The sequence below is a fragment of the Pelagibius sp. genome (genome assembly GCF_965227505.1).
Classification (GTDB): domain Bacteria; phylum Pseudomonadota; class Alphaproteobacteria; order Kiloniellales; family Kiloniellaceae; genus Pelagibius.
Genome location: NZ_OZ245757.1, coordinates 1,247,292 through 1,264,899, shown reverse-complemented (window position 1 = coordinate 1,264,899; position 17,608 = coordinate 1,247,292). Strand labels below are relative to the sequence as shown.

Genomic DNA, 17,608 nt, shown 5'->3' with positions numbered 1-17,608 from the left:
GGGCAACGTGATGAATCTGGGCGGGCTGCTGTCGCAGGCCGCCCGCCGCGACCCGGGTGGGACGGCGCTGGTCTGGGGGGACCGCTCCTGGACCTGGGCCGAGACCAACGGCCGGGTGAATGCGCTGGTGGCGGCCCTGCGGCGCCGTGGGCTCGGCAAGGGCGACCCCATCCTGGTGCAGGCCCGGAACTCTCATCAGATGTTCGAGAGTCTCTGGGCCGCCTTCAAGCTGGGCGGCATCTGGGTTCCGACCAACTTCCGCCTGACGCCGCCGGAGGTCGCCTATATCGCCACGTCCTCAGGCGCCCGTGCGCTGATCTGCGACGACGTCTTCACCGAGCATGCCGCCGCGGTGAAGGCGGCTTCTTCAGTCCTCTCTCTGACGGTGGCAATCGGGACGGCCGGCGAGGGCGAGGTGGCCTATGAGGACCTTGTGGCGGGGGGCGAGGCGGCGGGCGATGAAGAGGCCGAGGTCGACTACCATGACCCCTGCTGGTTCTTCTTCACCTCCGGCACCACGGGGCGCCCGAAAGCCGCGGTGCTGACCCATGGCCAGCTCGCCTTCGTGGTGAACAACCACCTGGCCGACCTCATGCCCGGTACCGGTCCCGGCGATGCTTCCCTGGTGGTGGCGCCGCTCAGTCACGGGGCCGGCGCCCATGCGCTGTCCCAGGTGGCGCGCGGGGTAAAGTCGGTCCTGCTGGCGGGCGAGCGCTTCGACGAGGCGGAGGTCTGGAAGCTCGTCGAGGACCACCGCATCACCAACATGTTCACTGTGCCGACCATCCTCACCCGCATGGTGCGCCATCCGGCCGTCGACCAGGTCGACCATTCTTCGCTGCGCTATGTCATCTACGCCGGCGCGCCGATGTACCGTGCCGACCAGAAGCAGGCCCTGGAGAAGCTCGGCAAGGTGATCGTGCAGTACTACGGCCTGGGCGAGGTGACGGGCAACATCACCGTCCTTCCTGCCGAGCTGCACAGCCTGGACGACGCGGCCATGCCCGTCGGCTCCTGCGGCTATGCGCGCACCGGCATGGAGATCGCCATCAAGGATCCGGAAGGCAAGCGCCTGGCGGAAGGGGAGCAGGGCGAGATCTGCGTGCGCGGTCCCGCCGTCTTTGCCGGCTATCACGACAATCCCGAAGCCAACGCGAAGGCGCTGAAGGATGGCTGGTTTCACACCGGAGACCTGGGCTGCCTGGACGCTCGGGGCTTCCTCACCATCACCGGGCGCGCTTCCGACATGTACATCTCCGGCGGCTCCAACGTCTATCCTCGGGAGGCCGAAGAGGTTCTACTCACCCACCCGGCGGTGGCGGAAGTTGCTGTTCTCGGCGTGCCCGATCCGGACTGGGGCGAGAGCGGCGTCGCGGTGGTCGTGTCCGCCGACGGAGCGGCTGCTGACGAAGATACGCTGCTGGCCTTCCTGAAGGACAAGCTGGCCCGCTACAAGCAGCCGCGCCGCGTCTTCTTCTGGGACGAACTGCCGAAGTCCGGCTACGGCAAGGTGCCCAAGCACCTGATCCGCGACCAGCTTTATGACCGCGGCGATCTGACGCGGGATGCGGCGCAATGAAGGCGAGAACGTGAGAACTCTGGTTCAGCCCGGAACGCCGCTACAGCCGCGCCGCATTCTGGAATGGGCTGAGGCGGGGCACGACCTGCGGATCGTCCTCGGCGGCGATCAGGATCTGCTGCTTGGGCTGACGCAGGCGCTGGAGGCCCGGGGCGTGCGCCACGCCGCGGTCCAGGTTCTTGCCGCCGACATCGCCCGCATGGCTTACCTGACCGGGCAGGCGGATGCCACCGGGCAGCGGGCGGCCACTTACGGCGCGCCGACCTGGCTCGAGGGGCCGGTCACCCTGCTGGGCGCCAACGGGATTCTCGGACCGGGGCCGGGGGGCGAAACCCTGCTGCATTGCCACGCCGTGGTGGTCGATGCCGCCGGACGGCTGCACGGCGGCCACCTGCCGCCCGGCGATTGCCGGCTTGGACCGGACGGCGCGACCGCCATCGCCGCACCGCTGAAGGGCGCGGCCTTCGCGGCGGCCTATGACAGCGAAACCAACTATCCGCTGTTCCAGCCGACAAGGCTTACGGCATGAAGGAGCGAGCCATGAGCGGCGCGGCGGAGATCGAGAACGGCAGTCTGGGCCGCATCGCTGTTATCCGCCTGCGCCCCAACGAAGACCTGGTGACGGGGATCGAGACGGCCTGTCGGGAGCACGCCCTGCGCCATGCAGTGGTGCGCTCGGCTGTCGGAAGCCTGGTGGACGCCAGTCTGGATGCCGGCGGCAAGGTCGTCACGGTGACGGGCCCCGGGATCGAGATCCTCACCCTTGGCGGCGAACTGCGCACAAGCGCCGACGGTACGCTGTCCAGCGATCTGCGCGGAACGCTGTCCGACAGCGACGCCCGGGTCTACGGAGGGCGTTTCCGCCGCGGTGAGAACCCCATCTGCATCACCCTGGAGCTGGTGCTGCAGGAATGGGTGCCCAACGATGAAGAGTGCCCAACGACGATGAGTGAATGAGAGGAACGAGGCGTGTTCAAGGCGATACTCCTGGAGGAAAGCGACGGCAAGGTGGCGGCCAAACTGACCGAACTGGACGAAGACAGCCTGCCGGACGGTGACGTAACGGTAGCCGTCGACTACTCCACCTTGAATTACAAGGACGGCATGGTGTTGAACGGCATCGGACGCCTGGTGCGGACCTATCCTCACGTGCCGGGCATCGACTTCGCCGGCACCGTGGCCGAAAGCAGCCATCCCGACTACAAAGCCGGCGACCCGGTCGTCCTGACCGGCTGGCGGGTCGGCGAGATGCATTGGGGGGGCCATGCCGAAAAGGCCAGGGTGAAGGGCGACTGGCTGGTCCCCCTGCCGGAGGGACTGACGGCCAAGCGCGCCATGGCCATCGGCACAGCCGGCTTCACGGCCATGCTGGCGGTGATGGCGCTGGAGGACCATGGCCTGGACCCAGCCAAGGGCGAGGTCCTGGTGACCGGGGCGGCCGGCGGCGTCGGTTCCGTCGCCGTCGCCATCCTCCACAAGCTGGGCTATGAGGTGGCCGCCTCCACGGGACGGCCGGAGACCCATGATTACCTCACCGGCCTGGGGGCGGCGAGCCTGATCGAGCGGTCGGAGATCGCCGAGCCGTCGGGGCGGCCTCTGGACAAGGAGCGCTGGCAGGCCTGCATCGACTCCGTCGGCGGCAAAACCCTGGCCTGCGTTCTGCCGCAGATCGCCTATGGCGGTTCGGTGGCCGCCGTCGGGCTGGCCGGCGGCAATGCGCTGGAGACGACGGTGCTGCCGTTCCTGCTGCGCGGTGTGAACCTGCTGGGCATCGATTCCGTGATGTGCCCCCTGGATCGCCGCAGGGCGGCTTGGGCGCGGCTGGTGCGCGACCTGCCGATGGACAAGCTGGACGGCATGATCAACGAGGCAAAGCTGTCGGACCTGCTCACGCTTGGCGGCGAGATCCTGAAGGGCCAGGTGCGCGGCCGCGTGGTGGTGGACACACATGCGTAGAGAGACAGATGACCGCATCTCCGCAGCCTGACATCGATCTGCCGGTCACCTCCGTCGAAGAGGCTCTGCCGGGCCAGGCGGCCTACACAAAGGTCAGCCTGCGCATCTACGATTTGATGGTCCTGGGGTTTTCCAACCGCTTTCTCTGGGGCTGCCCTACGGACGAGTTATTGAAGCTCTACGACCGCAATGTCAGTGCCAGCCATCTGGATGTCGGGGTTGCAACCGGCTTCTTCCTTGACCGTTGTCGCTTTCCGGTCGAGCGGCCGCGCCTCGCCCTGCTGGACCTCAATCAGACCTGCCTGGATACGGCGGCGCGGCGGGTGGCCCGCTTCAGCCCAGAGATCTACCGTGCCAACGTCCTGCAGCCGATCGCCATCGAGGCGCCGCCCTTTCAGTCCATCGCCATGACCTACCTGCTCCATTGCCTGCCGGGACCGATGTCCCGCAAGGCCGCGGCCTTCGGTTACCTGAAGGCTCATCTGGCGCCGGGCGGCCGTTTCTTCGGGGCGACGATCCTGGGCCGTGGCGTGACCCACAACGCGCTGGGGCGTCGGGTGATGGCGCTCTATAACGCCAAGGGCATCTTCGGCAATGCGGAGGACGATGCCGAGAGCCTGCGCCAGGCGCTGGCGCAGCACTTCGTCGAGGTGGAACTGCGCATGCAGGGCCGGGTCGCCGTCTTTACGGCACGCAACGGATAACCGCCGGCGGGATTCAGATCGTTTCCGCGCAACGGCTGCGGCATTGTCATCGATGCCGGAAAAGGAGAGCGCTATCCCTTCGGTTCTGTTGGTTGCCAACAAGAAGAGCGGCTCCGGTCAGGCGGGTCACGATCGCGCGCGGGAGGTCCTGGAGGCCGGCGGACAGCGGGTTGCCGTCGCGGTCCCGCCGTCGATCGAAGCCCTGCGGGAGCGGGTGCAGACCAGCGAAGAGGACGTGATTGTTCTGGCCGGCGGCGACGGAACCCTGAACGCCGCCTTGCCGGCGCTTCTCGAAGCGGGGAAGCCTTTTGGCGTGATTCCCATGGGCACGGCCAACGATTTAGCCCGGACTCTGGGCATTCCGCCGGACCCCGGCGAAGCAGCCGAGGTCGTCCTCGGCGGTGCGCTTCGGGCGATCGACGTGGGCCGCGTCAATGGTCGGCCTTTCTTCAACGTCGCCAGTCTGGGCTTGAGCGTCGATGTCGCGCGCCAGCACCGCGGCGAGATGAAGCGCCGTTTCGGCGTTCTCAACTACCCTTTCAGTCTGTGGCGTGCCTATCGCGACCATCGCCCCTTCAGCGTCGAGATCGTCGCCGACCGGGAGTCCCTGCGATGCCGCTGTACCCAGGTTGCTGTGGGCAATGGCCGTCATTATGGCGGCGGGCTCACGGTTGCCGAGCGCGCCGAGATCGACGACGGCTGGCTGCGCGTTTACTATCTGCGGGCGGCAGGTTTATTCGGCCTGGTCAGGCTGTTGCCGGCCATACGGTTCGGCCGGCTTCACCGCGCCGAGCATGCGGCCATTCGGCGTGCCAGGTCGGTGGAACTGCGCACCCGGCGTGCCATGACGATCAATGTCGATGGCGAACTCCTGGCGGAGACGCCGGCACGCTTTGACATCTTGCCGGGAGCGTTGCGGGTTTTCGTTCCGGCATCCTCGGCCGCGCTCGAAAACGACGGAGATGACGAAGAAGGCGATGAACGGATGAAGTTGTTGCGCAGCGACCGCCTGGTCGTTTTGAAGGACCTGGTCGAGGTCTGCACTGCGGCGGCGCGGAGCTACGAGGCGGCAGCCGAGATGCTTGAGGGCGATCCTCTGGCCGAGTTCCTCAGCGGTCTGGCTCGCGCTCGCGCAGAACGGGCCGACTATTTCGCGGCGCGCATGCGCGAAGCCGGCGACCTGCCCGCGGCCGCGCCAGAAGAAAGGACGTTCCTGGAAACCGTCGTCACGAGAGCCAAGGCGGCGCTGAGTGAGGACGAAGTCGCCGTGATCCGTTCAGACTGCGCCAAGCGGGAAACCGGCGTTCTGGACCAGGCGGTCAGTGCACAGGAAGCAGAACTGGCGGATGAGGAAAGGGCTGCAGCGGCAGACCTCGCCGCCGAAGCCAAGGATGCGATCGCGAAATTGATAGGCGAGCGGCGCGAAGCCTAGCTCTCAACGACGCGGAAATCGGTGGAAGGGGCCTCTTCCGGCGGTTCGAGTTGGTCGTCGACGGCAAGGCCCCGGCGGATGAGCTCGCGGATGGCCGCTGCGCGCGAAGGCAGCCTGTTTTCGAAACGCCAGTCGTCGATCGTCTTCAGCTCCTGATCGTCGAGCATCAGCTGAAGCTTCTCGGTGCGCTTGGGCGTTGGTTTGTCGCTCATCTTGGCCTCCCGCGGGCAGATCGCAGTCTGCACGCAACATACATTACTTACTCCACTTACGCTAACCATGGCACTGCTGGATCACCTGCCAAGGACGGAAGGGCTGGAAGAATCAGCCGTTCCGTCAGGTCGGACAGTTCTGGAACGCACCTACCATCGGTGGGTTCACGTGGCGCCGTAAGGTGCATCAGCGACTGAAGAGACACAGTTTAAGTATATGTTTTTATTTGAAAATATCTTTGGAGACCCCATCTCATGATCAGGCTGGGACGCAGCCCCAACGGTCCTTGCCCGCCAAGGGCAGGTAACCTGGGGCGTCGGCGGTGCAGCATTAGACAGTGCCGCACAGACCTGTCGCACCGCTCCAGCCGCAGTGACTGAAAGGAGGATCGCAATGCAGGAACGCTATGCAAAAGACGACGTCCGACAAGCAACGGAGGTCAAGCCCATGCGCTATGTGCTCGGCGCTTCCATCCTGCTGGCCGGCGCCCTGATGGTCGCCGTCCTCGTGAGTTTTGCGAGCGCCTGACGCGGCCGCTGGACGACCTGATAGAGCAGTAACGAAGAGAAAAGGAGAATTGCCAATGACGAACAGTGTCTTGCACATGAAGGCGGATGTCGAACACCCGCAAACCGGTATCGAGGATCGCAAGCGCCTGGCGGGCAACCTGTCAGCGCTGCTCGCAGACACCTACCTCTTGCTGGTGAAGACGCAAGGCTATCACTGGAACGTCGTCGGCCCACTCTTCATCAGCCTGCACCGGCTCACTGAGGAGCAGTACGAAAACCTGTTTGAGGCAGCCGACGACCTTGCCGAGCGCATTCGGGCCCTCGGCCATCCGGCGCCGACCAGTATCACGGAGATGATTCCGCTGACGGTCATTTCGGAAGACACCGGCAGCGCCTCTGCGGAGGAGATGGTTTCGAACCTGATTCGCGATCACGAGGCGATTGTGCGGCGACTCCGAGAGGGAGTGGAGATTGCCGAGAGCCTGCGCGACGCCGTGAGCGCCGACATGCTGACCGAGCGGATGCGGTTCCACGAACAGGCCATCTGGATGCTGCGTGCGGTGCTTTCGCAATAATCTGAAGAAGTAGGGAGGAGAGCTGACTGCTCGCCGGAGGCGCAGCGGGCAGGAGGGGCGGTAGCGCCTTTCCTGCCCGCCGCTGCCGTGTCATAACGCCGCGATACCAATCACCCTCCGGAGAGCGACTGCTGTGGGAATTGAAGTAGGTGGTTTTTTTGGTCTGCTGCTGCTGATCGCCAATGTCTGGGCGATCGTCAAGACCGTGCAAAGCGGCGCCTCGACCGGCGCCAAGGTGTTCTGGATCGTTCTGATCCTGATTTTGCCGTTTATCGGCTTCATCATCTGGCTGTTTGCGGGCCCGCGCGGATAGACCGGGAGCAGCCGCCACGCTATGTTGTAATTCAGTGGGGCGTTTCCATCGCTCATTGCTGATCCGGGCTATCAACCGAGGGGGAATTGCGTGGTTAGGAAAATCGCCGTTTCTGTCGTGGCCAGCGTCGCTCTTGCCGGCGTTATTGTGGGCTCGGCGCTGCCGGTCCAGGCCCAGCTCAACCCTTTTCAGCGTTCCGGCTTTGAGTTGACGCCCGAGGACATCCAAATGCTGCAGACCGCTGCCGCCCGTCTTTACCAAGGCGAAACGGCTGAGGTCGGAACGGTGGAGACCTGGTCGAACGCGGCCAGCGGAAACACCGGCGCCGTTCAACTGGTCCAGATCTTCGAGCATCAGGGCCTTACCTGCCGGCGCCTGCAGCACGACATCAAGATCAACGATGTTGAGGATACCTTTCGCTACATCTTCGACCGCTGCAAGACGGCTTCAGGGGAGTGGAAGCTGCTCTGAGGGCGTGGCGGGGTCGACCGACCAGCCTTTCAGCGAGAAGCCTCCCATGTGACTCCCCCTTCCGCGCCGGTCCCAGACTCCGGCTGCGCATCTACGAATCCTCTACAGCCCGTCCTCGCGCGTGCTACGGCTGCTGGCCGAGCAGGCCGCGCGCTTCGACGAGGTCGGCGCCCTCGAAGCCCTCCGTGAACCGATCGTAGACCGACGTCAGGAGCACGGCGGCTTCGTCGTGGCGGTCTTGCCGCTGCCATAGTCGCGCCAGACTGCAGGCTGCGCGCAGTTCAAGCGCCAGCGCCCCTTGTTCCCGGGCGATGCGGCGCGCCTGCTTGAAGTGATGCTCCGCAACACGCTCCTGGTCGGCCCTTGCGCCGAGGAGGATCTCCCCCAGCATTCTGTGGGCTTCGCTCTTGGCCCAGTGGTTCTGGCGCTTCTCGCTGATCTCTTCGAAGACTTCGTTGATCACGCAGCGCGCCTCGTTGAACTGCCCCGCCTCGGCCAGGCAGTCCGCGAAGAGCGCGTAGTGATAGGGTTCGCGGGCGTTGCCCCCACCGCGCCTGGCCCGGTCGAGCACCTGCCGCATGTCGTTCAGTGCCTGAGGGTCCCGATGGTCCTTGAAGCGGCACCATGCGAGCGCGAAGTTGCCGATGTTGACGTGCATGGCAAAGCCGAGGTCTTCTCCCAGCCGCCGCAGCCGGCCGGCAGCATTGGCCAGAGAGGCGCAGTCCCGCCCCGCGAGATAAAGGTCGGTGGCATTGAGGAATGCGCCGGCGATGGTCGGGCGGTGGCCGATGCTTTCGGCCAAGGCGATTGCGGCGTCGATTTCACGTCTCGCCGAATCCGGCTTGCCCTGCAGTCCCAAGGCTATGGCCCGCGTACCGCGCGCGCAGCAAATGGGGTCGTGGCCGCCGAAGGCGTAGTGGGGGGCGGTGCGAAAGCGCGGATCGTCCAGCGCCAGGCCGGCCTCGGCATGCTCGATCGCCTGGGTCAGCGAACCGGTAAAGCGCGCGGTCGTCCAGATCGCGTGGTGTGCCTGCAGATCCAACTCCCCATCCGGTTCCCGCGCCGAGAGGTCCAGCAGTTCCCCTGCCAGGTTTTCCGATGTCTCGAAGCGCGCGTTCATCACGGTATGGCGCCACAGGCCCCAGAGCGCGACGAAGCCGTTGCGCGACTGGGCGACGCGCGACTGGGCGATACGGCGGCTGAGGGCGCAGGCCTGGCGGTAGACCTCGCCGGCTTCTGCGGCACCTGCACCTTTGAGAGCTTGAAGAACGACGCCGAGATCGACCAGCACCGCGAGCTTGATCTCCGCGAGGGCATCCTCGGGGGGCTCGCGATCGATCAGGCTGAGCGCCGTTTCGTAGTGCGCCACCGCCTCGATGCCCGTGGCGCGCGCCGCCGCCTGACGGCCGGCGGAACGCCAGTGGGCGATAGCCGCGCGCGCGCGTCCGGCTTCCGTCAGATGCCGGGCCAGGATTTCCGGGCGCTGATCGACAAGCTCGGAGAAATCCCGTGCCAGAACGTCGGCGATGTCCTGATGGATTCTGCGCCGGGTCTTGGCGACCAGTCCGAGATAGGCGACATCCTGTGTCAGTGCGTGCTTGAAGGCAAAAACAGGCTCCGGTGCGCCGTGCCGCTCGTAAATCAGCTCGGTCTCCTGCAGATACATCAGGCTCTCCCGCCGCGCCGCGGCCTCGAGCCCGTCGATCTTTTCCAGCAGGTTCAGCGGGATCCGCGCGCCGATCACCGAAGCGATCTGCAGCAGCCGCTTCTCGCGCGGCGGCAGGCGGTCGACGCGGGCCGCGATCACCGCCTGGACCGTGTCCGGAATGGCCGTGACATGGCGCCCGTCGCCGGGGTAGGTGAAGGCCAGCTCCTCCAGAAAGAAAGGATTGCCTTGAGCGCGCTCGACGACGTGGTCCATGGCGTCCGGGGTGAGGGCGGCTTTGCGGGGCACCGAGCGGATTAGGGCGCCGCTGTCGTCGGCCCCCAGGGCCGGCAGGGCGATTTGCGTGGCAGACGATTGACTCTGCCAGGGTGCGCGGTAGCCGGGCCGGTGTGTGACGAGCAGAAGCACGGCGACGCCGGTCAGGCGCATCACCTGTTGCGCAAGCCAGGCCTCGGAGGTTGCATCGATCCAATGCAGATCCTCGATCAGGACGACCAGCGGCGCCTTGCGTGCGGCCTGGGCAACCAGACCGTTAAGGGCTTCGAAAATGCGCTGCCTTCTCTGGTCCGCGCTCAGCGGCTGCAGAATGGCGCTGTCGAAAGGCAGGCCAAGCAGTTGTTCGAGAAGCGCGGCGGTCTCGCCTTGATCCAGCCCGGCCTCGGAAAGCCGCTCCGCCAGAGCCCCTGCGAGGTCGGCGTCTTTGGGGTCGCGGCCCAGGCGGCAGAGCTCCTGCAGCAGGCGGGCGAGCGGCAGGTAGGGGCTGCTGCGGCCATGCGGGAGGCAGTGAGCGCGCAGGACCCGCACTTCGGTTGCGGCAAGCCGTGTCTCCAGTTCGGCGGCCAGACGCGATTTGCCGATTCCGGGATCGCCGGTCACGGTGATGACCTGCCCCCCCGCGGTCGACAGCGAGTCGATGCGATCAAGCATCATGTCCAATTCGCGATGACGGCCAACGAACCTGCTGAGAAAGGACTGCCCGCTGCGGGGTACGCCGGATCGCCGGTTGGCGAAGGCATGCACCTGAAAGACACCGGGCTTGTTCTCGTCGCTCGCGCCGCCGGCGGTCTCGAAAACGGAGGTAACGAGTTCGGAGCCGACGATCCTGCAGGTGTCCGCACTGGCCAGCAGCATGCCGGCCGGTGCCGTGAGCCGAAGCTGCTTGGCGGTTTCGGTGGTCACGCCGATCGCGGTGAAGATTTCCCGTGACCCCGGTCCCCGAAAGCCGACGACCGCGGGGCCGGTGTGAACCCCGACGCTCAGCATCAGCACTTTGCTCTCGTCGCCGAGGTGCAGGCACTCCCCGGCGAAGCGGCGCATTAGCTCCCGGGCGGCGCCGATGGCGCGGCGCGGGTGGTCCTCCAGAGCCTTCGGAGCGCCGAAGAGCGCGACCAGGCCGTCTCCCTGCCATTGCGCGATAGTGCCGTCGTAGCGGGTCACCACGTCCTGGGCGATCTGATGGAGGAAGTCGATGGTATCGGCGATGGTTTCGGCGTCGATCCTGGCGGCGAGCGCCGCCGCATCGTTGAGGGCGCAATCCAGTACCGTGACCTGTTTGTGCTCGCGGCCGAGAACGAAGATCGCCGGTTCTTCGGGAGGGCTGTCATCGGCCGGGGGCGTCGCAGTGGTGTGGGCCGCAGTGGTTTCGGTCGTGGTGGTTTCGCGCGCTGCGCCGGCAGCGCCGAGCGATGGTGTGCGCACCTCCGCCAGCAGGCGGTAGCCGGCCTTCGGCACGGTCTCGATGTAACGTGGTGCCCGGGCGCTGTCGCGAAAGGCACGGCGGAGTTCCGCAATGGCCTGGGTCAGCACCTCTTCGCCGACCGTCACCTCGGGCCAGACCCTGTCGAGCAGGTCTTCGCGCGACACCACCTCGCCTTCCGCCTCGGCCAGAACCGTCAGAACCAGGGCCGATTTCGGGGAGATCCGCCGTGTCTTCTCGCCCTGGGTTATCCGCCGGGAGGCCGGGTCGACCTTCCAGTCACCAATCTGAAACGCGGCCGCCGATGCCCTGACTTTGGGCAGACTCGGTCTCTCTCCCACACATACTCCCACTGAACTCTCCCAAGTCCCTCAATGGGGCAGGGATCATGGTGGGCCTTTGTTTCAGTTGAATTTCCCCTGAAAGCCGATCCCGATCCAGGGATCACAAGTTCGTGAACCTCGGCGGCGCTGGCCTCAGGCCTGCGATGCCGTGGCCGGCCAGGCGGACACCTGCATGCATCTTTCACATATTCCTTTTCTTTTCTTCAGGTCTTTGCCCCGCCTGGAACGCTACCTCCGCAGCCATAGGAGGCATCGGTACCCCGGTGGCTGCGGCCGACCGCGGCTCTCAGCCGGGCCTCACAAAGCCATTTCGATAACCTGAACGATGCAGGAGAGAGGTAGAACCATGGCGCTGCAATTGAACGAAACGGCCCCGGACTTCACGGCCCGGACGACCGAGGGAGCCATCAGCTTTCACGACTGGATCGGCGATGGCTGGGCGGTTCTGTTTTCCCACCCAAAGGATTTCACGCCGGTCTGCACCACCGAGCTGGGCTACATGGCCAAGATGAAGCCCGAGTTCGACAGGCGCAATGTCAAGGTGGTGGGCCTCAGCGTCGACCCCATCGAGGACCATGAGCGCTGGGCCGCCGACATCGAAGAGACGCAAGGCCACGCCCCGAATTTTCCCATCATCGGCGATTCCGATCTGAAGGTCGCCAAGCTTTACGGCATGCTTCCCGCCACCGCCGGGGATACGGCCAACGGCCGCACGGCGATGGACAACGCCACCGTGCGCACGGTGTATGTCATCGGCCCGGACAAGAAGATCAAGCTGATGGTGGTCTATCCGATGAGCACCGGGCGGAACTTCGACGAAATCCTGCGGGTGATCGATTCGCTGCAACTCACCGCCAACCATTCGGTGGCGACTCCGGTGAACTGGAAGCAGGGAGAGGACGTGATCATCGTTCCCGCCCTGGCCGATGAGGAAGCACGCAAGAAGTTCCCTGACGGATGGCGCGCGCCCCGTCCCTACCTGCGCATCGTCGCCCAACCCGACTGAAGCTTTTCCGGCTGAAGCAGGGGTGTCGCGCGGGTAGACGCAGAACACCAATCTCGCCGCGTTGGCTCCGGGCCGGGCTTCTCCCGTCCCGGCCCGGAGCCGCAAACGAAGAAAGCGCTGCTATGCAGAACGACTTGGAAGCGGCCAAGGCGAAGGCCGAGGCTACCTATAACTCGGCCGCCGATCTCTTCGACGCAGGTTCGAACGCCTTCTGGTCCCGACACGGTCAGGGAACCGTCGAACGGCTGGATCTCGTGCCCGGCGCCACGGTGTTGGACGTCGGTTGCGGGACCGGTGCCTCGGCTGTTCCGGCTGCCGAGCGCGTGGGGCCACGCGGCACCGTCGTCGCCGTCGATCTGGCCGAAAACATGCTGGGCCAGGGCCGGGCCCGGGCGGCGAGCCGCGGGCTGACCAACATCGACTTTCGCCGCGGCGATATGACCGACCTCGGCTTTCCGGATATGCACTTCGACGCCGTCGTCTGTGTCTTCGCGGTCTTCTTCGTCCCGGACATGGAGCGTCTCACGGCGGAGCTCTGGCGCATGGTGCGGCCCGGCGGTCAGCTGGCCATCACCTCCTGGGGACCGGATTTCCTGAAGCCCTGTGTGGAGTCTTTCTGGGACGAGGTGAAAGCCCTGCGCCCGGACCTGCACCGCGCCTTCAATCCCTGGGAGCGTATCGACAGCCGGGAGAGTCTTTTGCGGATGCTCCAGGCCGCCGGTCTTTCCAACATCGAAGTCGAAGAGCATTCGGACCACCAACACTTAACCAATCCCGAAGACTGGTGGACCGCGGTGCTGGGCTCCGGACTGTGCTGGACCGTCGACCAGATGGCGCCGGACGAAGCGCAGACCCTTTACCAGGCAAATGTGAAGTGGGTGCGCGACAACGCCGTCGCCTCCTTTGATACCAGCGTTCTCTACGCCCGGGCCCGCAAACCCCAGGCGTGACACGCGCTGGCCGGAATCTCGGAAGCAGGGGCGCACGTCAGGCAGCGGCCAGGAGGGCCAATCAGCAAACCAACCGGCGGCATGGGGGCCGCCGATCCAAAGCGAGGAGAAGGAACGAAAGATGTTAGGACTCAGTCAAGGGATCAGCCGCTTTCTGGCGCCGCTTGCGCTGATCGGGCTCACCGCCTGCGCCAGCCATGCCGCCGATGAAGGCTATGCCAACAAGCAGCTTCTGACCGATACCGAAACCCTTCATGTGATGATCGAAACCGGGCCGGTGAACATTGTCGACGTGCGCCCGAAAGAGGCCTACGACAAGGGCCACATCCCGGGCGCCGTTCACCTGGGGGCTGACGATGTGATCGATCCCAATGCTCACGTCGATGGCGATCTGCTGCCGCATGCGACCCTGGTGCGCATGCTCGGTGAGCGTGGGATCGACAAGGATACGCCGGTCGTCTTCTACGACGACAAAGGCGGCTTCCATGCGGCGCGGCTGTTCTGGATGGTGGAATACTTCGGCCATCGTCAGGCCAGCGTGCTGAACGGGGGTTTTCCCAAGTGGGTGGCCGAGGACCGCAAGGTCAGCACCCGGGCTCCGAAGGTAAAGCAGACCTCCTTCGCCTATACGCCGACGCCCCGCCGCCATGCCACCGCGGACTGGCTGCTGGACCGCCAGGGTGACGACTCGGTTGTGGTTATCGACGTGCGTCCATCGAAGCTCTACGACGCCGGCCACATCCCCTGGGCGCAGTCCATCCCCTGGAAGCAGAACCTGACCGAGGGCGGCACCATGAAGTCGGCTTCGGTCCTGCTGCAGCACTTCGCCGGCTATGGCGTGACCCCGGACAAGAACGTTGCAGTGCACTGCCAGAACGGTAAGGCGGCTGCGCACACGTACTTCACCTTGCGCCTGTTGGGCTACCCGCGGGTGCGCAGCTACGACCGCTCCTGGGCGGAGTGGGGTATGGCCGACGATCTGCCGAAGTCTGCCGCCGAGTTGGGCGGCTGACCGCGCGGAGGCCGGGCGGCTTCTCCCGATGTCACGGTGTCCCCAAGTCCTGCTCTGGGGAGGCCGCCTGGTTTCCAGCGTCGAGCGTACAGGAGCGACTCATGATTTTCCGCCAGCTCTTCGATCCGAAGTCCTGCAGCTTCACCTATCTGGTCGCCAGTCGGCGCGGCGGCGAGGCGATCCTGATCGATCCCGTGAACGATCTGGTGCCCCGCTATCTGCGGCTGCTGACCAGCCTGGACCTGAAGCTGGTACAGGCGGTCGACACCCACCTCCATGCCGACCATGTCACGGGGCTCGGGGCGCTGAAGCGCACGACGGGCTGCCTGACGGCGATGAGCTCGGAGACCCGCTGCAAAATGGTCGACATCCGGCTGCGCGACGGCGACCTGCTGCGCGCCGACGGGCTGGTGCTGCGGGCCATCCACACGCCGGGTCATACGCGGGATTCCCTTTGCATCGTCATGACCGACCGGGTCTTCACCGGCGATACCCTGCTGATTGGCGGTACCGGTCGCACCGACTTCCAGGGTGGCGATGCCGGCGCCCAGTACGACGCGCTCTTCGGGCGAATCCTGACCATGCCGGAAGAAACACTCGTCTATCCAGGCCATGATTACAGGGGCCGCTGGGTCAGCAGTCTCGGCGAGGAAAAAGCCTTGAACCCGCGGCTGCAGGCGCCCACGCGCGAAGACTATGTGGACCTGATGGGCAGGCTGAACCTGGCGCCGCCGAAGATGATGGATGTGGCGCTTCCGGCCAATCTGAGGCTCGGACTGCCGGAGCTCTCCGTCGCCGACCAAGGCAGAAACGGGAGCGGGGGCGGCAGCTTGATCGCGGCACTGGCGCCCTTTACCGGGTTCTAGGCGCGGCTGCTAGGACTTGGTGAGCGTATCCATGTCGGTGCCGAAGCAGAGCACGTTGCCGTCCGGGTCGGTCACCTCGAACTCGCGCATGCCGTAGGTCGTATCCTCCGGCTGCCGCGTGATCCTGGCGCCGGCTCCGGCGAGTTCGCGGCAGAGGGCGTCGACGTCTTCGCAGTGCAGATAGGCATCCCAGCCCCCGGGGCTCGCCGGCGGGGCGCCGTGCCAGGCGTCGACGAAGACCACGGCGCGGTCGCGCTCGAAGATGCCGAAGCGGGCCGGGCTGCCCCCTTCTTCGAGGATTCGAAAACCCAGGGTCTGGTGATAGAACGTCCGGGCACGCGGATAGTCGCCGGTCTTCAGCACGGGTGTCGAGCGCGTCAGCGCCGTGGCGTTCTGGTCTGTCATGATCGTCAGCCGTGTTGCGGTGGCGGTGCGGTCGGCGCGGAGATGTCGACCATGAGGCCGTCCGGGTCGACGGTGATGAACCGACGCTGGCCGTAGAAGGTGTCCTGCGGTTCCTGCACGATGCGGCAGCCCTGCGCGCGGGCGCGCTCAAAGGCGGCATCGGCGTCCGCCACCACGAAGGTCAGGTAAAGCCCCGAGGGGCGGCCCCGGAGGTCGGCGGGGATCAGCTCGTTGCTCTCCTCGATCAGTCCCAGCTCAAAGCGTTCTGCCGCCGGGTCCGTCAGGATCACGTACCAGTCGCTGTCGAAATGGACCTTCAGGTCCAGAAGGCCGACATAGAAGTCTCTGCTAGCCTTCAGATTCTGCACCATGATGTTGGTTAACAGGCGATCGACCATGGCTGCCCGTCCTTTGCGGCTTTGTGAGGGGGAGGGGACAGGGCTATGCTCGAAGAGCCCTGTGGAAGAACTGGGGCGACCAGATGGAGGTAACAAGGGAGACAAACGGATGCAACGGCGATTTCTGGGTGCTTGCGGCTGCCTCCTCGGCTTCGCACTGCCGCTGGTGCTGGCGGCCTGCGCGGCCGACCCTTTGCCGCGGCTGACCTATGCGGAGCGACCCTGTTACCGCACCTTGGCGGAGGTCGACTGTCACGCCGCGCCGCTGCCCGGCGAGGAGAACCGGCGCGTCGCGTTCTATGACCCGCCGGTCAAGGTTGAGCAGAGGAAGGCATGGCCGCTGAGTCTGTTCCAGTAACCGCCCCTTCCTCCAACGGTGTTCGCGCCGTCGAGATGCACACCATCGAGATGCACACCGGCGGCGAACCGGTTCGTATCGTCATAGCGGGCTACCCCGCGCTTTCCGGCACCACGCTGCTGGCCAAGCGGCGCGACGCGCGGGAGCGTCACGACGCCCTGCGCCGCCTGCTGATGTTCGAGCCGCGCGGCCATGCGGAGATGTACGGCGCCGTTCTGGTGGAGCCGGACCATCCGGAGGCGGACCTGGCCGTGCTTTTCCTGCACAACGAAGGTTATTCCACCATGTGCGGCCACGCGGTGATCGCGCTCGGCCGCTGGGCGGTGGACAGCGGCCGGGTGGCGGCGCGCGAACCCGAAACGCCGGTCGCCATCCAATGCCCCTGCGGCCTCGTGCGCACGGTGGTCGAGGTCCGCGACGGCCGGGCCGGGGTGGTGCGCTTCCGCTCCGTTCCGGCCTTCGCCTTTGCCCGCCGGGCGATAGTCGAAACGCGGGACTGGGGGCCGCTGGAACTGGACATTGCCTATGGCGGGGCGTTCTATGCGGTCTTGCCGGCAGCCTCCATCGGGCTCGATCTTTTGCCGGCCTCCGTAAGGGTGCTGACCGATGCAGGCGAGGCGATCACCGCCGCTGCCGCCGAACAGATCCCCTTGCAGCATCCGGACGATCCGGATCTGGGCTTTCTCTACGGCACGGTCTTCACCGACGGCGGCGACCGCTTCGAAGACGCGCCGACGCGCAACCTCTGCATCTTCGCCGGCCGACAGGTGGACCGCAGCCCCACCGGCTCCGGCGTTACCGCGCGCGTTGCCCTGCAGTGGACCCGCGGCGAGATCGCCCTCGGTCAGACCCGGCGTTTCGAAAGCGTCACTGGTGCCGTCTTCACCGGGACAGCGGTCGAGGAGACCGCCGCCGGCCGTCACCGTGCCGTCATCGTCGAGGTTTCCGGCAAGGCCCACTACATCGGCGAAGCCCGCTTCACCCTGGAGCCCGACGACCCGCTGGGGGAGGGGTTTCTGTTGCGATAGCTGCACCAAAAGAAAACCCCCGGCGCGGAACGCCGGGGGAGTTTGAAACAGGGAGTGTCAGGCAAAAATCGGACGCGCCGAAGGGGGAGTTCGATGGCTGCATCGATGTTCGGCGCGAGGCAGAGAT

General features: G+C 65.8%; 20 protein-coding genes. 16 read left to right on the top strand and 4 right to left on the bottom strand.

Going from position 1 to position 17,608, the window contains the following annotated elements; translation table 11 throughout:
• The first annotated feature begins 10 nt into the window (after positions 1 to 10).
• Genes ACO06P_RS06105 through ACO06P_RS06080 form a run of 6 tightly spaced genes read left to right on the top strand, consistent with a single transcriptional unit; the run spans position 11 to position 5,671 of the window.
• Entirely contained in the window at positions 11 to 1,579 is a 1,569-nt protein-coding gene (locus tag ACO06P_RS06105) for an acyl-CoA synthetase (protein ID WP_420349117.1), read from the top strand.
• Positions 1,580 to 1,589: 10 nt separating this feature from the next.
• Positions 1,590 to 2,108: a PCC domain-containing protein gene (locus tag ACO06P_RS06100; RefSeq protein ID WP_420349116.1), complete on the top strand. Its 519-nt coding sequence runs from the start codon at positions 1,590 to 1,592 to the stop codon at positions 2,106 to 2,108.
• A gap of 11 nt (positions 2,109 to 2,119) precedes the next feature.
• Entirely contained in the window at positions 2,120 to 2,536 is a 417-nt protein-coding gene (locus ACO06P_RS06095; RefSeq protein ID WP_420349115.1) for a PPC domain-containing DNA-binding protein, read from the top strand.
• A gap of 12 nt (positions 2,537 to 2,548) precedes the next feature.
• The gene (locus ACO06P_RS06090; protein ID WP_420349114.1) at positions 2,549 to 3,535 is read left to right on the top strand and encodes an MDR family oxidoreductase; all 987 of its coding nucleotides are present in this window, start codon (positions 2,549 to 2,551) and stop codon (positions 3,533 to 3,535) included.
• Positions 3,536 to 3,543: 8 nt separating this feature from the next.
• A complete protein-coding gene (locus ACO06P_RS06085; RefSeq protein WP_420349113.1) occupies positions 3,544 to 4,239 on the top strand; it encodes a class I SAM-dependent methyltransferase in 696 nt (231 codons plus the stop codon).
• Positions 4,130 to 5,671: a lipid kinase gene (locus tag ACO06P_RS06080; protein WP_420349112.1), complete on the top strand. Its 1,542-nt coding sequence runs from the start codon at positions 4,130 to 4,132 to the stop codon at positions 5,669 to 5,671. The genes ACO06P_RS06085 and ACO06P_RS06080 overlap by 110 nt, the downstream gene beginning before the upstream one ends.
• Here ACO06P_RS06080 and ACO06P_RS06075 read toward each other — a convergent pair.
• The gene (locus ACO06P_RS06075) at positions 5,668 to 5,883 is read right to left on the bottom strand and encodes a hypothetical protein (RefSeq protein ID WP_420349111.1); all 216 of its coding nucleotides are present in this window, start codon (positions 5,881 to 5,883) and stop codon (positions 5,668 to 5,670) included. The genes ACO06P_RS06080 and ACO06P_RS06075 overlap by 4 nt on opposite strands.
• A 394-nt stretch (positions 5,884 to 6,277) precedes the next feature.
• Here ACO06P_RS06075 and ACO06P_RS06070 point away from each other — a divergent pair, with 394 nt between their 5' ends.
• The 4 genes from ACO06P_RS06070 to ACO06P_RS06055 all read left to right on the top strand — a co-directional run bounded on the left by ACO06P_RS06070 (position 6,278) and on the right by ACO06P_RS06055 (position 7,752).
• Positions 6,278 to 6,412, top strand: coding sequence for a hypothetical protein (locus tag ACO06P_RS06070; protein WP_420349110.1), 135 nt, complete (start codon positions 6,278 to 6,280; stop codon positions 6,410 to 6,412).
• Positions 6,413 to 6,467: 55 nt separating this feature from the next.
• Complete coding sequence (locus ACO06P_RS06065; RefSeq protein ID WP_420349109.1) at positions 6,468 to 6,968, top strand: Dps family protein; 501 nt, start codon at positions 6,468 to 6,470, stop codon at positions 6,966 to 6,968.
• A gap of 133 nt (positions 6,969 to 7,101) precedes the next feature.
• On the top strand, positions 7,102 to 7,281 hold the full coding sequence (locus ACO06P_RS06060; RefSeq protein WP_420349108.1) for a PLDc N-terminal domain-containing protein: 180 nt from the start codon (positions 7,102 to 7,104) through the stop codon (positions 7,279 to 7,281).
• 90 nt (positions 7,282 to 7,371) lie between these two features.
• Positions 7,372 to 7,752, top strand: coding sequence for a hypothetical protein (locus ACO06P_RS06055; RefSeq protein ID WP_420349107.1), 381 nt, complete (start codon positions 7,372 to 7,374; stop codon positions 7,750 to 7,752).
• 124 nt (positions 7,753 to 7,876) lie between these two features.
• Here the strand turns inward: ACO06P_RS06055 and ACO06P_RS06050 are convergent, their stop codons facing one another.
• Positions 7,877 to 11,455, bottom strand: coding sequence for an AAA family ATPase (locus ACO06P_RS06050; protein WP_420349106.1), 3,579 nt, complete (start codon positions 11,453 to 11,455; stop codon positions 7,877 to 7,879).
• Between the two features lie 349 nt (positions 11,456 to 11,804).
• On the opposite strand from ACO06P_RS06050, the gene ACO06P_RS06045 reads away from it, so the two are divergent.
• The 4 genes from ACO06P_RS06045 (at position 11,805) to ACO06P_RS06030 (ending at position 15,292) form a co-directional block, all read left to right on the top strand.
• Positions 11,805 to 12,464 (top strand): peroxiredoxin, encoded by a 660-nt coding sequence (locus ACO06P_RS06045; protein WP_420349105.1) that lies wholly within the window; start codon positions 11,805 to 11,807, stop codon positions 12,462 to 12,464.
• Between the two features lie 122 nt (positions 12,465 to 12,586).
• The gene (locus ACO06P_RS06040) at positions 12,587 to 13,414 is read left to right on the top strand and encodes a class I SAM-dependent methyltransferase (protein ID WP_420349104.1); all 828 of its coding nucleotides are present in this window, start codon (positions 12,587 to 12,589) and stop codon (positions 13,412 to 13,414) included.
• Positions 13,415 to 13,535: 121 nt separating this feature from the next.
• Positions 13,536 to 14,426, top strand: coding sequence for a sulfurtransferase (locus ACO06P_RS06035; RefSeq protein ID WP_420349103.1), 891 nt, complete (start codon positions 13,536 to 13,538; stop codon positions 14,424 to 14,426).
• Between the two features lie 101 nt (positions 14,427 to 14,527).
• Positions 14,528 to 15,292: an MBL fold metallo-hydrolase gene (locus tag ACO06P_RS06030; RefSeq protein WP_420349102.1), complete on the top strand. Its 765-nt coding sequence runs from the start codon at positions 14,528 to 14,530 to the stop codon at positions 15,290 to 15,292.
• 9 nt (positions 15,293 to 15,301) lie between these two features.
• Here ACO06P_RS06030 and ACO06P_RS06025 read toward each other — a convergent pair whose 3' ends face one another.
• Both ACO06P_RS06025 and ACO06P_RS06020 read right to left on the bottom strand, forming a co-directional pair.
• Positions 15,302 to 15,697, bottom strand: coding sequence for a VOC family protein (locus ACO06P_RS06025; RefSeq protein WP_420349101.1), 396 nt, complete (start codon positions 15,695 to 15,697; stop codon positions 15,302 to 15,304).
• 5 nt (positions 15,698 to 15,702) lie between these two features.
• Positions 15,703 to 16,095, bottom strand: coding sequence for a VOC family protein (locus ACO06P_RS06020; RefSeq protein ID WP_420349100.1), 393 nt, complete (start codon positions 16,093 to 16,095; stop codon positions 15,703 to 15,705).
• Between the two features lie 109 nt (positions 16,096 to 16,204).
• On the opposite strand from ACO06P_RS06020, the gene ACO06P_RS06015 reads away from it, so the two are divergent.
• Positions 16,205 to 16,453: a hypothetical protein gene (locus ACO06P_RS06015; RefSeq protein ID WP_420349099.1), complete on the top strand. Its 249-nt coding sequence runs from the start codon at positions 16,205 to 16,207 to the stop codon at positions 16,451 to 16,453.
• Entirely contained in the window at positions 16,429 to 17,481 is a 1,053-nt protein-coding gene (locus ACO06P_RS06010) for a proline racemase family protein (protein WP_420349098.1), read from the top strand. Before ACO06P_RS06015 ends, ACO06P_RS06010 begins: the two co-directional genes overlap by 25 nt.
• Positions 17,482 to 17,608: the final 127 nt, after the last annotated feature.

Coding starts and splice junctions, on each gene's coding strand:
- ACO06P_RS06030 (WP_420349102.1), top strand. CDS start 14,528: ATGATTTTCCGCCAGCTCTTCGATCCGAAGTCCTGCAGCTTCACCTAT.
- ACO06P_RS06095 (WP_420349115.1), top strand. CDS start 2,120: ATGAGCGGCGCGGCGGAGATCGAGAACGGCAGTCTGGGCCGCATCGCT.
- ACO06P_RS06040 (WP_420349104.1), top strand. CDS start 12,587: ATGCAGAACGACTTGGAAGCGGCCAAGGCGAAGGCCGAGGCTACCTAT.
- ACO06P_RS06075 (WP_420349111.1), bottom strand. CDS start 5,883: ATGAGCGACAAACCAACGCCCAAGCGCACCGAGAAGCTTCAGCTGATG.
- ACO06P_RS06070 (WP_420349110.1), top strand. CDS start 6,278: ATGCAGGAACGCTATGCAAAAGACGACGTCCGACAAGCAACGGAGGTC.
- ACO06P_RS06085 (WP_420349113.1), top strand. CDS start 3,544: ATGACCGCATCTCCGCAGCCTGACATCGATCTGCCGGTCACCTCCGTC.
- ACO06P_RS06080 (WP_420349112.1), top strand. CDS start 4,130: ATGCGGAGGACGATGCCGAGAGCCTGCGCCAGGCGCTGGCGCAGCACT.
- ACO06P_RS06105 (WP_420349117.1), top strand. CDS start 11: ATGAATCTGGGCGGGCTGCTGTCGCAGGCCGCCCGCCGCGACCCGGGT.
- ACO06P_RS06010 (WP_420349098.1), top strand. CDS start 16,429: ATGGCCGCTGAGTCTGTTCCAGTAACCGCCCCTTCCTCCAACGGTGTT.
- ACO06P_RS06025 (WP_420349101.1), bottom strand. CDS start 15,697: ATGACAGACCAGAACGCCACGGCGCTGACGCGCTCGACACCCGTGCTG.
- ACO06P_RS06035 (WP_420349103.1), top strand. CDS start 13,536: ATGTTAGGACTCAGTCAAGGGATCAGCCGCTTTCTGGCGCCGCTTGCG.
- ACO06P_RS06065 (WP_420349109.1), top strand. CDS start 6,468: ATGACGAACAGTGTCTTGCACATGAAGGCGGATGTCGAACACCCGCAA.
- ACO06P_RS06015 (WP_420349099.1), top strand. CDS start 16,205: ATGCAACGGCGATTTCTGGGTGCTTGCGGCTGCCTCCTCGGCTTCGCA.
- ACO06P_RS06020 (WP_420349100.1), bottom strand. CDS start 16,095: ATGGTCGATCGCCTGTTAACCAACATCATGGTGCAGAATCTGAAGGCT.
- ACO06P_RS06045 (WP_420349105.1), top strand. CDS start 11,805: ATGGCGCTGCAATTGAACGAAACGGCCCCGGACTTCACGGCCCGGACG.